We start from the raw sequence: 14,234 nt of genomic DNA, 5'->3' as shown, positions 1-14,234 counted from the left end.
ATGGTATGTCCCGATGCCGTCCTGATTGTCCGGATCGCTGAACAGGGCATAACGGCGCGCGCCGGAATCGGTGGCCGATGATTCTCTCCGGATGCGCTCCGTGATCGCCAGGAAAGGGTAGGCTTCGGCACCGTCTGCGTGTGCCGCCTGGCAACTCCGCAGCAACGGTCGGATCGCTGCCGCTGCGCACCTTCCTGACCGGCGGTTACCACACACCAACGGACACTGTCGGGCGGCGGATCGCGGGCCCGCGGGGATACGAGGCGGTCACGTGAGCGTTGCGGACGAGTCGATTGCTGTTGCGGGTCTGGTGAATTCACAGAAACTCGCCTGCACCAGTCATCTACTCACCCGCAAGGGTGCCGAGATCCGTGTGCGAGTCCACTCGATACCTGGACGCGACGGCGGCCAGGCCCTCATCTTCGGCGATATCGACCGCTTCCGGGCCCCGCTGGTGCGCATCCACTCCCGTTGCCTCTACGGCGACGCCCTGCACTCCGACGACTGCGACTGCGGCCCCGAACTCGACCAGGCCATGGACATGATCCAGCGCGCCGACGCCGGCGTGCTGCTCTACCTCGAACAGGAAGGCCGAGGCGCGGGCCTCGAAGTCAAAGCGAAAGGCCTGCGCGTCACACAAACCGAGGGACGCAACACCTTCGACGCCTATCGGACCCTCGGCTTCGAGCCCGACTCTCGCGAGTTCGACACCGCCGCCCGCTTCCTCACCGAACAGCTCGGCCTGCACTCGGTCAGCCTGCTGACCAACAACCCCGACAAGGTGCACGCCCTGCAACGAGGCGACATCACCGTCACCCCGGTGCCCCTGATCACCGAACCCCGCAGCCACTGGGCGCGGGAGTACATGGAAGCCAAGCGAATCCACCGCGGGCATCGCCTGCCTCCCTACTCGTTGCGCCGAATCGGCCGAAGGATGGAACAGACCTGCTTCGCCCTCGGCGTGGTGGCCACCACCGCCGCGATCTACTGGGCCCCCCGCGAACTCGCGGTCCTCGCCTTCATGGCCCTGGCCGCGACCGCCGTCGCCTGGCACCCCGCCCGCACCTCGGTGCGCCTCCGCCTGCGGGCCTGGCGTCGTCAACTCGCCCAACGCCCGCGGCACGACCCCACCTCCGCCGTCTGAACCGTCACCGATGCTCAATTGATAATTCCGGCCACCCCGTTGACCGCTGTAGCACGCGACACAGTCGCGAAAGTCTGGTTACGATGAGTGAGCCGCGCCACAGGTGACGCGTGGCCATCGCGTGACGGGTTGGTCGTGGTCTCGGACTTCGAAGGTTCGCGCTGATGGGCGCGCGGGTGGACGGCGAAGCGAGAGGCTATCGGGAAAAGGGCTTATGACGACTGACATCGGGTATGCGCACGCATCGGGCAAGACCGTCCACACGATTCCGGAGGCGTTCCAGGAAACCTTGACGCTGCGGCCGGGGCAGGTGGCATTGCGGACCGTGGGGGGCACACGGCAGTTCACCTGGCGCGAGTACGGGGAGCGGGTGCGCGCGATCGCCGCCGGGCTGGCGGCGCTCAGGGTGGGGCGCGGGGACGCGGTGGGCATCATGCTCACCAACCGGCCCGAGTTCAATCTGGTCGACACCGCGGCGCTGCACCTGGGTGCGACGCCGTTCTCGATCTACAACACCAGCTCCCCCGAACAGATCGCGCACCTGTTCACCAATGCCGAGAACCGGGTGGTCATCACCGAACCCGCGTTCCTGGACGTGGTCCGCGGCGCCGGCGTGGAGATGGAACACATTGTGCTGGTCGAGGGTTCGGCCGCGGGCACGCTGACGCTGGCCGAGGTGGAGGCCGCCCCGCAACCCGACTTCGACTTCGACGCCGCCTGGCGGGCCGTGCAGCCCGACGACGTGGCGACGCTGATCTACACCTCCGGCACCACCGGCCCGTCCAAGGGCGTGGAGCTGACCCACCGCAATGTGGTCGCCCAGATCGTGGGACTGGTCGAGGGCCCGCTGACCGTCGGCCTCGACGACCGCTCGGTGTCCTATCTGCCCGCCGCCCATGTGGCCGACCGGATCTCGGGACACTGCGCCAACCTGTTCACCGGCGTCCAGATGACGTGCGTGCCCGACCCGCGCGAGATCGCCGCCGCCCTGCCCGACGCCCGCCCGACCGCGTTCTTCGGCGTGCCGCGCGTGTGGCAGAAGATCAAGGCCGGTATCGACGCCAAACTGGCCACCGAGGCCAGCCCCGTGAAGAAGGCCCTCGCGAACTGGGCGCTGGGCGTCGGCGCCCAGGCCGCGCGCGCCGATCTGGCCGGCACCGGCCGCGGCACCCTGCTGGATGTGCAGCACAAGCTGGCCGACGCGCTGGTGCTGTCGAAGCTGCGCCACGCCCTGGGCTTCGACGAGCTGCGCGTGGCCGCCTCCGGCGCGGCCGCCATCCCGCCGGAGACCCTGGAATACCTTCTCGGCCTGGGCTTCACGGTGACCGAGGTGTGGGGCATGTCCGAGACCAGCGGTGTCGGCACCTACACCCCGCTGGCCAAGCCGAAGCCGGGCACCGTCGGCATCCCGCTGCGCGGGGTCGAGGTGCGGCTGGCCGAGGACGGGGAGCTGCTGCTGCGCGGCGGCATCGTCACCCACGGCTACCGCAAGATGCCCGACAAGACCGCCGAGGCCATCGACGCCGACGGCTGGCTGCACACCGGCGACGTCGCCACCATCGACGGTGAGGGCTACATCTCCATCGTCGACCGCAAGAAGGAACTCATCATCACCGAGGCGGGTAAGAACCTGTCTCCCACCAATATCGAGAACACCGTGAAGGCGGCGTCCTCGCTGGTCGGTCAGGTGGTGGCGATCGGCGACGCCAAGCCCTACATCTCCGCGCTGATCGTGCTCGACCCCGATATCGCGGTGGTGCGGGCCAAGGCGCTGGGCATGCCCGACGCCGACCTGAAAACCCTTGCTGCGCACCCGGAGATCATCACCGAGATCAAGGCCGCCATCTCGGCCGCCAACGCCAAACTGAACCGGGTCGAGTCGATCAAGCGGTTCACCATCCTGGATCAGGGCTGGGAGCCCGGCGGTGACGAGCTCACCCCGACCCTCAAGCTCAAGCGCAATCCGATCGCGGCCAAGTACGCCACCGAGATCGCCGCGCTGTACCTGACCCCCGCCCCCGAGGGTGTCATCAACCTGAGCTGATCCCGGGGCGCTGCACCCCCGGAATCGATGTGGGCCCGGACGTGATGTCCGGGCCCACAGCCGTTCTCAGCCCCGCACCGCCCTTCTCGACCCCACACGGCCACGCTCAACCGCGCACGGCAACCCGGGTGACGCGCGCGAGCCGATCGCTCATCGCCTCGGCCACCCGGCCCATGCGGGTGTGACTGTGCTCGGCGGTGTCGTACTCCACCTGCACCGTCAACCGCCCGCCGACGGTGAAGATCGTCATCTTCGGCGGCATGCCCGCCGCCATCGCGAACACCTCGTCGCGCACGAACTCCAGCCCGGCGGGCATCGGATGCGCGGGCAACCGGCCCATATTCGACAATGCGATCGCCGGCGGCTGCGACAGCATCGCGGCCACGTGCGGCGCGAGCGGGCGCTGCGCGGCGCGCAGGAACAACGCCGGGAACCGGCTCTCGCGCAGCGCCCGCATGCCGGCGTCGACGACCGCGCCCACCGCCAGCGGATCGGCGTCGCGATCGAACAGCGCCGGAGTCCCCGCGCCCGAGGCGCAATTGAGGACCGTCGACACCGGCACCGGTGGCGACAGATCCGGCCGCAGATCCGCGGCATGCCCGCACATCAACGGAATCGGCCCGTCCCCGGCGAGTTCTCCGCGCACCGCCGCCAGCGCCGCCCCGGCCAGCACACTGTTGACCGAGATCCCCCGCCCCCGAGCCACGTCGACCAGTTCCGCGGTCTGGCCTGGCGACAACTCGATGCGCCGCAACGCCAATCGCCCTCCGGCATCGCCGACCCCGTCCCCGTCGTGGGGCATCGTGCGCGGCGCATCCGCCGGTGCGGCCGCGGCGATCTCCTCGCCGAGGTGCGCCAGGAACCCGTCGACTTCCGCCTCACCGACGACCGCGGCCAGCAGCTCGTCGACCCCGCCGATCAGCGCGTCGTCCGAATCGTGCAGCGGCGGTTCGAGACCCGCCGCGTGCGCGGCATAGCGCCGCCACATCTCCTCGAGCAGCGCGAATGCCGAACGCCCGTCGCTGATCCCGTGATGGATGACCAGCACGATCCGGCTCTCGCGCACCCCGCGCAGCAGCACCGCCCGGAACAGTCCCGCCCCCCAGTCCTGCGGACTGTTCACCAACTCCCAGTACTCGTCCACGCCGCCCTCGCGCACGGTCAGCGTCGGCATCACCGGATCCCCGGCCACGAACCGCGCGACCCCGTCGACGGTGACCACGCGACTGCGCAGCAGCACATGCCCGGCGGCGAGTTCGCCCAGCACCCGCCGCAGGATGCGTTCGTCGACCTCGCCGCGCACGGCCGAGCCGATGAACAGCGGCATCCCGCCGACGGGCACGCTGCCCAGCCGGGCGTCCGCGGCGAAATATCCGGATTCGAAGGGAGACAACGGTCGTGCGGTCATATCGGACTCGTCTTCCGTGCGATGGGATCGTGCCATCACCGACCATACACACGTTTCATACGTCTGTTCAAAACAAATGTTTGAAACATGCGTTACAAACAACCGTTCACCCCGCTGTTAGGCTGACCCGCGTGGGAACCCGAGAAGACCTGCTGGCCGCCGCCAAGCACTGCCTGGCCGAACGCGGCTACGCCCGCACCACCGTGCGCGACATCGTCGCCGCGTCCGGGGCCAACCTGGCCGCCATCAACTACCACTTCGGCACCCGTGATCGGCTGCTCAACCAGGCCATGCTCGAGGCGACCGCGGCGGCGGTGTCGCACATCCTCGACTCCCTGCCCGCCGACGGCGCCGGAGACCCCGCCGCGCGCCTGAACACCTTCTGGCAGCGGCTGATCGACTCCTTCACCGGCGACCGGGTGATCTGGGCCGCCAATGTCGAATCCATGGCCCAGGCCATGCACTCCCCCAGCCTGCGCACGGAAATCGGTGCCGCGCAGGAACAAGCGCGCGCGGGCCTGTCACAGGACCTGGGCGGCGGCGACCCCGCGGTCGGCGCGGTGCTGCAAACCCTCATCGCGGGCCTGCTGGTCCAGTACCTCATCGACCCCGAGCACGCGCCCGCGGCGCAGGACCTCGCGGCGGGATTGCGCGGTCTGGCCGAGCAGTCGGCCGCCGATTAGCACGCGATCACGACCTGGTCGCCGATCACCAGTCCTCGCCCGGGGTTTCGATCGCGGCACAACCGATGCGATCAGCATGCCGGGACGCCCCCGGGACATGACTGTGGCCCCGAGCGAATCGCCCGGGGCCACAGTCGGTTCGGCGTGAACGACTACTTCTGCTCGTGCGTTCCGATCAGGGTGGCGCGCCCGATCGCGTTCATGAACAAGTTGAACCCCAGGTAGGCGGGCGAGGCGTTCTCATCGACCTCGAGCCGCTCCACCCCGACCGCGTGCACCACGACGAAATACCGGTGCGGACCGTGTCCGGCGGGCGGGAACGCGCCGGTGTACTCGTGCAGGCCCGCGTCGTTGCGCAGGTGCAGGGCCCCGGCCGGCAGCGAACCGCCCTTACTGGCCTGCCCCGTCTCGAGGCTGGTGGTGGTGGCCGGCACATTCGCCAGCACCCAGTGCCAGAATCCGGAGGCGGTCGGCGCGTCCGGGTCGTACATGGTGACGGTGAAACTCTTGGTCTCGGCGGGGAATCCGGACCAGCTCAGCTGCGGGGAGATGTCGGATCCACCCGCACCGGCCAGCGCGCTGACCTGATCCAGCGCCAGCGGCTTGCCCTCACTGATATCGGTGGAGGTCAGGGTGAATTCCGGCAGCTGCGGCAGCGCGGCGTACGGGTCGTACGAATAGTCGGGCACGAGCAGTCCTTTCGAATCGTCAGCTGTGCAACAGGAAGTGTTCCAGCACGCGGGCGCCGAACTCGAGCGACTCCACCGGAACCCGCTCGTCGACCCCGTGGAACAGCGCCGAGAAGTCCAGGTCGGGCGGCAGCCGCAGCGGCGCGAACCCGAAGCAGCGAATCCCGAGCTTGGCGAAGGCCTTCGCGTCGGTGCCGCCCGAGAGCATGTAGGGCACGGTGCGCCCGGCCGGATCGTGGGCCAGGATGGCGTCGTTCATGGCGTCGACCAGATGTCCGTCGAAGGTGGTCTCGTAGGAGTCGAGCTTGGTGATCCACTCCCGCTCCACATCCGGGCCGATGAGCGCGTCCACCTCCCGCTCGAACTCGGCCTGACGTCCCGGCACCACCCGGCAGTCGACGACGGCCTCGGCGGTCTGAGGAATCACATTGGCCTTGTACCCGGCGCGCAGCATGGTCGGGTTGGCGGTGTCGCGCAGCGTCGCGCCGATGATCCGCGAGATGGTGCCCAGCTTGGCCAGCTGATCCTCGATACCCGGTGCGGCGGGATCGAATTCGAGCCCCGACTCCTCCGACACCGCGGCCAGGAACTCGGCCACCGAATCCGACACCACCAGCGGGAAGGTGTGAGTGCCCAACCGGGCCACCGCCTGCGCCAGGATCGTCACCGCGTTGTCGTCGTGCAGGAACGAGCCGTGCCCCGCGCGCGCCTTGGCGCGCAACCGCATCCAGCCCAGCCCCTTCTCCGCCGTCTCGACCAGGTACAGCCGCCGCTCACCGCCGTCGGGCCGTGGCACGGTCAGCGAGAACCCGCCGACCTCCCCAACCGCCTCGGTGACTCCCTCGAACAGGTCGGGCCGATTCTCGACCAGCCACTGGCAGCCCCAGCGGCCGCCGTTCTCCTCGTCGGCCACGAACGCCCACACGATGTCGCGCGGCGGTACGGTGCCTTCGATCTTGAACTGGCGGGCCACGGCCAGCATCATGCCGACCATGTCCTTCATGTCGATGGCCCCGCGCCCCCACACGTAGCCGTCGCGGACCGCGCCGGAGAACGGGTGCACACTCCAGTCGGCGGCCTCGGCGGGCACCACGTCCAGGTGCCCGTGCATCATCAGCGCACCGCGCGAGGAGTCCGCGCCCTTCAGGCGCGCGAACACATTGCCACGGCCCGGCGCGCCGGACTCGACGTACTCGGTCTCATACCCGGCGGCCTCGAGTTGCTCGGCCACCCACTGCGCGCATTCGCGCTCGCCCTTGGTGGTCTCCAGTTCGCCGGTATTGGAGGTATCGAACTGGATCAGCCTGCTGACCAGGTTCACCACTTCCGACACGGCACGGGGGGTGTGGGTTTCGGCGGTTTCGGGCACGTCACTTTCCTACCACCTCCGCGCGCCCGGGTGTCGGCCCGCCGCCCTCGGCATCGCGGCGCGCCGCAGGTCGCGCCGCCACGGCCGGTTGAAATCAGTGATCGCGCAAGGATTCCGGGTCAGCGCAGCACCCGGATCGTGGTGGTGAGGGTGGCGAGCGTCGAATCCAGGCGCTGGTCGGCGATACGGCGTTCGAGAACATCGAGGTCCAGCCGGGTCGCGGTGGCCCACAGTTCCCCGATGCGCGACTGCACATCGACATCGGTGGCGGCCAGCACCCACAGCAGCGGCGGCCACAACCGTGCGGCCTGGGCCAGGGCGGGCAGGGTGAGCAGGGTGGCCGCGTCGAGGCGGGCCAGCCGCATCCCGGCGCGGCGGCGCACCTCGTCGGGGGTGCGCGCCAGCGGTTCCAGCAGCCCGCGCCACACCCCGACATCGCTGCTGCCGTCGACGGCGTCGACCAGAGCGTCGGCGATCTCGGGCAGTACCGGATTCAGCGCCAGCCGGGTCAGCGCATGCGGGCTGAGCCTGCCCACGAAACGCAGCATGTCCTCGGTGGCGTCGGCGGCGATGAAGGTGGTCAGCAGATCGGCCACCGCGGAGGGCGGGGCCACCTCGAAGAGGACGTCGCCGACCGCGGCGATCACATCGGGCGCGCAACGCGCGAACACCGACAGCGCCTCGAGCCGTAACTCCTTGGAGCCGTTGATGACCGTGCCCAGCATCCGCGGCAGCCGCCGGCCCTCGCCGGTGAGCAGCCGGCGCATCACCGCGCTGATCGCTTCGGAGGAATAGGCGTAGGCGGCCGAACGGATCAGGCCCTCGTCATCGGGCACGCCCTGCTCGACCGCGCTGATCAATTCCGGTGTCGCGTAGGCCAGGAACGGTCCGGCGGTGATGTAGTCGCGGCGCGCGAGCAGTTCGTTGAGAATCGCCACCACCGGGGCAGGCGGGGCGTCGTCGGTGAGCTGGCCGACGGTGCGCGGATCCAGATACGGGCCGCAGTCCGCGGCATAGCCGACATCCAGGCGCAGCAGGGCCTCGACCGCCTTGGCCGGATACTTCACGCCGATCGCCCCGGCCGCGCGGCCGGTCATCGACGGCGGCACCAGCCGCTGCACGATGGGCAGCGAGATCGCCAGCGGAATGATCGGGACCAGCGTGGCCATGCGCTCGAAGACCGGGGTGTGCTGGTCGAAAAGGCGGGCCGCCATGCGCTGCTGGAGCTCGTGCAGCCGGTGCGGGCCGAGGTGTTCGAGGTGGGCGAGCCGTTCCACCGGCACGTGCAGGGTCCGGGCCAGTAGGACGAGCTGGGCTCGCGTCACCAGGTCGGTCATAATCGCGTCCGCTCCGTGTCCGCCTGGCAACCCGCGAATTCGACTGTGGCGGACATGTTTTCCCCGTTTCCTCGAGCGCGTGGACCCGGCTTCCCGATGTCGACCGCCCATCATAGAGGTGACTACCCGGCAAAAAGTGCAAAAAGTGCAGACTCCCTGTACGACGTTAGGATTCGGGTCATGAGTCAACCCGCGGGGTGGTACCCCGAGCGTCCCGGATCCCCAGTTCTGCGCTGGTGGGACGGCAGCCAATGGACCAATCACACGCAGCCCCAACAGCAACCCGCCCCGGCCCAGCAACCCGGTCGGCCGCAGCCGCAACAGCAGCACGCCCAGCAGCAGTACGCTCCCCAGCATCACCAGCCGGGCTCCGGTCAGCAGCAATACGCGCAACAGGGCACGGGTTCGCAGCATTTCGCGCAGCAGAGCGCACCGCAGCAGCAGTACGCCCAGCAGAGCGCGCCGCACCAGCAGTTCGCGCAGCAAGGCGCGCCCCAACAGCCCCACGCCCAGCAGGGGTACGCCCCGCAGCAGCCCCAGCAGTTCGCACCCCGCAGTGAGGCCAGCCCCTGGGAGATCGAGGTCGGCAGCGCGAACAACCCCGGCGACATCCAGCGTCAGGTGCAGCAGCAGGCCGGAGTCGCGCCGGCCCAGAACGGCGGCGGGACCGTGTTCACCGAGCCCGTGCTCGTGGTGAACCAGAAGGTCAAGTTGATCGAAATGGTCAACGAGTACAGCGTGTTCGACCAGCACGGCCGCCAGATCGGCGCGGTCGCCGAGGTCGGGCAGTCGGCGCTGAAGAAGGCCGTGCGGTTCCTGTCCAGCTACGACCAGTTCATGACCCACAAGCTGGAGATCCGCGACGCCCACGGCCAGTGCCTGATGCGGATCACCCGGCCCGCCAAGGTGTTCAAGTCGAAGTTCCTGCTCGAGCACGGCAATGGCGCGCCGATCGGTGAGATCATCCAGGAGAACATGATCGGCAAGATCAACTTCGCCTTCATGGTCAACGGCCAGCAGATCGGCGGCATCCGCGCCGAGAACTGGCGGGCCTGGAACTTCGCCATCCACGACCACACCGGTCAGGAGGTCGCCCGCATCACCAAGACGTGGGAGGGCCTGCTCAAGACCATGTTCACCTCCGCCGACAACTACGTCGTGCAGATCCACCGCCAGCTTCCCCAGCCGCTGCTGGCGATGGTCGTCGCGTCCGGACTGGCCATCGACACCGCCCTCAAGCAGGATCAGCGCGGCTGGAACTGACCGCGTAAGCCCACGGTAGTCGGCCACCACCACAGTGGGTCTTACGACCGAGATATGTGGTGGTGGTCGGGTTCGTTGCTGGACACCTGCAGTATCCGATCCTTGGAAGCTGGGTTCCTAGGCTGCGGTTGACTCCACCGGGGCGGAGAAGCGGTACTGCGACCGCGTCGAGTGGGACGCTCCCGCAGCCGGGCCGGATCACACCGCCAGCGCGCGGTGAATTCCCGATCCAACTGCGCAAGTACCCGATCCCTGGGCCACATCAACCAGCCACCCTCGACCCTGGAACGTCCGAGGACATTGCGGGCGGCATTGATATCGGCCAGGAGTTTCTTTCCACAGAATCGGCATACGAACCGCCGTTGTGAGGTCCGGTTGCGGGCATCAACATAATTGCAGCCCGAACAGGCGCGTGAGCTGTAGGCAGGATTGATCTCAGAGACGGTTATCCCAGCCGCCTCTTTCAGCGACGCGAGTTTTGCGGTCACCGCCGCCCGTCCTGCACGAGCGACGATCCGGTTCATCCGCTTGCTCAACCCGCCGCCCCGAAAATCCAGGTTCTCAACCACTATCTCGCGAACCTCTTGTGCGGCAATCTGGTTCAGTAGGCGGCCGACCTCATTGCGGACATAGCCGCGGATTCGGGCATTCAGCGCCCGATATCGTCTCGTCGCCCCTGGTTTGAGGCCTTGCCGCTGCAGTGCGGCCGCCAACGCGGTCAATTCGCGATCGCGGGTGAGTAGCCAATTATGTAGGCGTTGACCAAGGATCTGACCGGAGCTGGTTGTGAACATGCTCGCCACGCCCCAGTCCACCCCCACTGAAGCGCCTTTCTCCCGTACCCGCGCGGACTGCGATTTCTTCACCAACGCGAAGGACACGCCACCGTCGTCGGCGACAGTGACCTGGCAGAAATTGCGGACTTGCCCGGGCGCCTCATTGAAATAGTCGTAGCCGTGCAACGGAATCCGAACCGGGCGACCCGGGGTCATGGTCGAGATCCGGACCCAATATTCGGCGTGTACGCCAGCCCCGACCTCCACCTGCGCGATTGGGCCGTTCATTGCCATTGTCCGCACTCGGCTCAGGTTTGGAAACGGGTGACGCCACAACCATGCGCGGATCAATTCTCGGCACTTTCGCAAGGCCTCCGGTGTTGCCTCGGTCCCGGTTTTGGCGTCAAGCACCAGGCGGTCACACCACCACGCCTGTTCGAGTGCGGCGTTGACTTGGTTGACAACTGACTTCCACTGCCGTGCGGACAGATACGACGGCAACTCCTTCGCTTCCGCGCCGCCCAGCCATTCCAAGGCCAGCTTCCCGGCCTGCAACTTTCGCACCTGCAGGTACTGCACATGAACCAGGCCCCGCCGCCACGACGGCAGCAGCTCGGCCACAGCGTTTAGCTTGCGCTGGTTGGCCGTGCTGGGCAACTGAAAAGCGCGGATCATCTCAGGTGGTCTCCGACTCTAGATGCTTCCGATCCTTGTTCTTGACGCAGTCGCTCGCACGTTCGAGCCTAGACAAGGCTTTTGCGACACGGAACCTGAAACAATCGACACACCACAACGATTCAGCAGTTCGAGCCGCCAGAAGTCGCCGGTTGCCGTAGATCCCGGCTGTGCCTCACGGCGGCTGGTCCGGTGAGTGAGACAGCCATTTACGGTAGGCGGAGCGGGCTGGTTCCGTTCGCGGTAGACGAGACGGAAGGACGGTGCGGTCGTGGGCGACGCGGGAATGTCGTGGGATGTCGAGACCGATGTGGTGGTCGTGGGCTTCGGCGGGGCCGGGTGTGCGGCCGCCATCAGCGCCCACGACGCCGGGGCCCGAGTGCTGGTGCTGGACAAGGAGTCCGGCGGCCGCGCCGGCGGCAGCACCCGGGTCTCGGGCGCGGTGTGGTTCGACAACCAGGACCCCGAGCGGGCCGCTGTCTACCTGCGCAGTCTCAGCGCCGGTCGGCCGATCCCCGAACCGGTGATCGAGGTGTGGGCGCGCGAGACCGCCCGCAACAGCGCCTGGATGGAAAGCCTCGGCATCCCGATCGGTCTGGCGGTCGCGCCGCCCGCGGAGTTCCCCGACCTCGAGGGCAGCGACGTCATGCGCGGCTGGATCGGCGTCGAGGGCCGCATGGGCGACGGACTGCTGTGGGCGGCGCTGTCCGACGCGGTCCGCGCCCGCGGCATCGAGGTCCGGCTGGGCGCCCCGGCCCGCGAGCTCGTCACCGACGATGGCACCGTCCTCGGCGTGCTCGCCGAAACCGCCGACGGCAGCCCGCTGCGGATCCGGGCCGCGCGCGGAGTCGTCCTGGCCACCGGCGGTTTCGAGGCCGACCCCGACATGGTCCGCGACCACCTGCGCCTGACCGACCCGGTCGTGTGGGGCACGCCCGCCGCCACCGGCGACGGCCTGCGCATGGCCGTCAAGGCCGGAGCCGACCTGTGGCACATGTCCAACATGATGACCCTGCCGGGCCTGCGCGCCCCCGGCTACGAAGCCGGCTTCTACACCGCCTTCCCCGCCACCAACGCCTTCGTCTATCTCGGCTTCGACGGTCGCCGCCTGGTCAACGAACGCGTCGCCCTGGGCCACGGCCACGCCCGCATCAACGGCAGCTACCAGCTGTTCCCCACCACCCCGATGCACATCGTCTTCGACGAGTCCGCGCGCCGCGCAGGCCCGATCGTTCCCGGGCGCGAACGCCTCGCCGTCGGCTGGGCCAGCCTCATCGAAGGCTACGAGTGGAGTGCCGACAACAGCGCCGAGATCGGCAAGGGCTGGATCCACCGCGCCGACACCGTCGAGGAATTGGCCGAGCTGATCCATGTCGACCCGGAGGTCCTGCGCGCCACCCTGGACCGCTACAACGCGGCCTGCGCGGCCGGATCCGACGACCAGTTCGGCCGCCCCGCACAGACTCTGGCCCCGATCTCGGAGCCGCCCTATTACGCCTTCACCAGCGCCCCCATCCTGGCCTGGAGCAATGGCGGCCCCCGCCGCAACGAGCACGCCGAAGTCCTCGACCCCTTCGGCGCGACCATCCCCGGCCTCTACGCCGCGGGCAATGTCAGCTCCACCTACTCCTGGTGCAAGGACGGCGGCTTCCACATCGCCGACGCCCTCGCATTCGGTCGCGTCGCCGGATCCCGGGCCGCTGCCCGCACCACCGACGGGCAGTAGGCCACGCCGCGATCGCCTCGCCCGCACGGAATTCGGCGACTACGCCGATGTCTGCACTCGATGCAAACGTGCGTGTAATGCCGTAAATGGCTGCGAGCTGGACACATACCTTCCGGTCAGTGTCTGAGGAATTAGTGCGTACTTGTCGCCCGGCCCGAAGCCCGGCAACCTCGATACAGCGCGCACCGAAAGTCCTCGACCTGCCAGAAGGAGTTGTCCCGCAATGACGAACACCCAGACCAGCCCGGTCACCGTACTGGGGCTCGGCGCGATGGGCCGCGCGCTGGCCACTCGACTCGTGAATATCGGAACCCCGGTCACGGTGTGGAACCGGACGCCGGGCCGGGACGCCGACGTGGTCGCGGTGGGTGCGGTGGCGGCCGCGACCGCCGGCGCCGCCGTGCGCGACGGCGAACTGATCATCACGGTCCTGCTCGACCACGCCTCGGTGCACGAGACCCTCGATCCCATCGCCGCCGACCTGACCGGCAAGCAGTGGCTCAATCTGACCAGCACCACACCCGAGCAGTCCCGTGAGCTGGCCGCGTGGGCGGCCACGCACGGGATCGATTTCCTCGACGGCGGCATCATGGCGGTCCCCGACATGATCGGCGGCCCCGGTGCGAGCATCCTCTACAGCGGGTCGGCCACGGTCTTCGAGATATGGCGCCCAGCCCTCGAATCGCTGGGCGCCGCCGACTATCTCGGAGCCGACCCGGGCATGGCCGCACTGTGGGACTTCGCGCTGCTGACCGCCATGTACACCATGTTCGGCGGCTTCTTCCAGGGTGCGGCGCTGGTCGGTTCGGCCGGAGTGACGGCCTCGGAGTTCGCGACCCGCGCTGCCGGATGGCTGACCGCCATGACCACCACCCTGCCCGCCTACGCGAAGATCATCGACGGCGGCGACTACACCGCCGACGTCTTCCAGGACCTGGTGTTCACCAAATCCGCCCTCGATGCCGTGCGTGGCGCGGCGGCCGACGCCGGAGTCACCGACGAACCCCTCAGCGGACTGGCCGCCCTCGTGGATCGCCAGATCGACGCGGGCCACGGCAAGGCGGCGTTCGAGCGGACCATCGAGGAACTGCGGGGCGCACCCGCACGGCGATAACCGTTG

Annotated in this window: 11 protein-coding genes; 6 read left to right on the top strand and 5 right to left on the bottom strand. The window is 68.5% G+C overall.

The genetic code is table 11. The features are described 5' to 3' along the window. Nucleotides 1-271: 271 nt before the first annotated feature. Together ACFRAQ_RS15740 and ACFRAQ_RS15735 are read left to right on the top strand one after the other, a co-directional pair. Nucleotides 272-1,144, top strand: a complete 873-nt coding sequence (locus ACFRAQ_RS15740; RefSeq protein WP_379099756.1) for a GTP cyclohydrolase II — start codon at nt 272-274, stop codon at nt 1,142-1,144. Between the two features lie 214 nt (nt 1,145-1,358). Further along, nucleotides 1,359-3,188, top strand: a complete 1,830-nt coding sequence (locus ACFRAQ_RS15735; protein ID WP_379099753.1) for an AMP-dependent synthetase/ligase — start codon at nt 1,359-1,361, stop codon at nt 3,186-3,188. Between the two features lie 106 nt (nt 3,189-3,294). Here ACFRAQ_RS15735 and ACFRAQ_RS15730 read toward each other — a convergent pair whose 3' ends face one another. Beyond that, nucleotides 3,295-4,596: a hypothetical protein gene (locus tag ACFRAQ_RS15730; protein WP_379099750.1), complete on the bottom strand. Its 1,302-nt coding sequence runs from the start codon at nt 4,594-4,596 to the stop codon at nt 3,295-3,297. A gap of 131 nt (nt 4,597-4,727) precedes the next feature. On the opposite strand from ACFRAQ_RS15730, the gene ACFRAQ_RS15725 reads away from it, so the two are divergent. Next, a complete protein-coding gene (locus tag ACFRAQ_RS15725; RefSeq protein WP_379099747.1) occupies nt 4,728-5,279 on the top strand; it encodes a TetR/AcrR family transcriptional regulator in 552 nt (183 codons plus the stop codon). Between the two features lie 152 nt (nt 5,280-5,431). On the opposite strand, the gene ACFRAQ_RS15720 is transcribed toward ACFRAQ_RS15725, so the two are convergent. The 3 genes from ACFRAQ_RS15720 to ACFRAQ_RS15710 all read right to left on the bottom strand — a co-directional run bounded on the left by ACFRAQ_RS15720 (nt 5,432) and on the right by ACFRAQ_RS15710 (nt 8,674). Next, nucleotides 5,432-5,968 (bottom strand): YbhB/YbcL family Raf kinase inhibitor-like protein, encoded by a 537-nt coding sequence (locus tag ACFRAQ_RS15720; protein ID WP_379099744.1) that lies wholly within the window; start codon nt 5,966-5,968, stop codon nt 5,432-5,434. Nucleotides 5,969-5,987: 19 nt separating this feature from the next. Beyond that, complete coding sequence (locus tag ACFRAQ_RS15715) at nt 5,988-7,337, bottom strand: M20/M25/M40 family metallo-hydrolase (protein ID WP_379099741.1); 1,350 nt, start codon at nt 7,335-7,337, stop codon at nt 5,988-5,990. Between the two features lie 119 nt (nt 7,338-7,456). Continuing rightward, nucleotides 7,457-8,674: a hypothetical protein gene (locus ACFRAQ_RS15710; protein WP_379099738.1), complete on the bottom strand. Its 1,218-nt coding sequence runs from the start codon at nt 8,672-8,674 to the stop codon at nt 7,457-7,459. Nucleotides 8,675-8,854: 180 nt separating this feature from the next. On the opposite strand from ACFRAQ_RS15710, the gene ACFRAQ_RS15705 reads away from it, so the two are divergent. Beyond that, the gene (locus tag ACFRAQ_RS15705; RefSeq protein ID WP_379099735.1) at nt 8,855-9,937 is read left to right on the top strand and encodes a phospholipid scramblase-related protein; all 1,083 of its coding nucleotides are present in this window, start codon (nt 8,855-8,857) and stop codon (nt 9,935-9,937) included. 41 nt (nt 9,938-9,978) lie between these two features. Here the strand turns inward: ACFRAQ_RS15705 and ACFRAQ_RS15700 are convergent, their stop codons facing one another. Continuing rightward, nucleotides 9,979-11,334: a zinc ribbon domain-containing protein gene (locus ACFRAQ_RS15700; RefSeq protein ID WP_379099732.1), complete on the bottom strand. Its 1,356-nt coding sequence runs from the start codon at nt 11,332-11,334 to the stop codon at nt 9,979-9,981. A gap of 325 nt (nt 11,335-11,659) precedes the next feature. On the opposite strand from ACFRAQ_RS15700, the gene ACFRAQ_RS15695 reads away from it, so the two are divergent. Together ACFRAQ_RS15695 and ACFRAQ_RS15690 are read left to right on the top strand one after the other, a co-directional pair. Continuing rightward, nucleotides 11,660-13,114 carry an FAD-dependent oxidoreductase gene (locus tag ACFRAQ_RS15695; protein ID WP_379099731.1) on the top strand — a complete coding sequence of 485 codons (1,455 nt, stop codon included), beginning with the start codon at nt 11,660-11,662 and terminating at the stop codon, nt 13,112-13,114. A 223-nt stretch (nt 13,115-13,337) separates the two neighbouring features. Next, nucleotides 13,338-14,228 carry an NAD(P)-dependent oxidoreductase gene (locus ACFRAQ_RS15690; protein ID WP_379099729.1) on the top strand — a complete coding sequence of 297 codons (891 nt, stop codon included), beginning with the start codon at nt 13,338-13,340 and terminating at the stop codon, nt 14,226-14,228. The last annotated feature ends 6 nt before the right edge of the window (nt 14,229-14,234 follow it).

This window comes from Nocardia sp. NPDC056611, from assembly GCF_042792755.1.
Lineage (GTDB): Bacteria > Actinomycetota > Actinomycetes > Mycobacteriales > Mycobacteriaceae > Nocardia.
The sequence above is the reverse complement of the archived record's forward strand: the minus strand, read 5'-3'. Positions and strand labels throughout refer to the sequence as shown.

Excerpts from the sequence above, each read along its gene's own strand:
- ACFRAQ_RS15710 (WP_379099738.1), bottom strand. The coding sequence starts at position 8,674 with ATGACCGACCTGGTGACGCGAGCCCAGCTCGTCCTACTGGCCCGGACC.
- ACFRAQ_RS15735 (WP_379099753.1), top strand. The coding sequence starts at position 1,359 with ATGACGACTGACATCGGGTATGCGCACGCATCGGGCAAGACCGTCCAC.
- ACFRAQ_RS15730 (WP_379099750.1), bottom strand. The coding sequence starts at position 4,596 with ATGACCGCACGACCGTTGTCTCCCTTCGAATCCGGATATTTCGCCGCG.
- ACFRAQ_RS15705 (WP_379099735.1), top strand. The coding sequence starts at position 8,855 with ATGAGTCAACCCGCGGGGTGGTACCCCGAGCGTCCCGGATCCCCAGTT.
- ACFRAQ_RS15690 (WP_379099729.1), top strand. The coding sequence starts at position 13,338 with ATGACGAACACCCAGACCAGCCCGGTCACCGTACTGGGGCTCGGCGCG.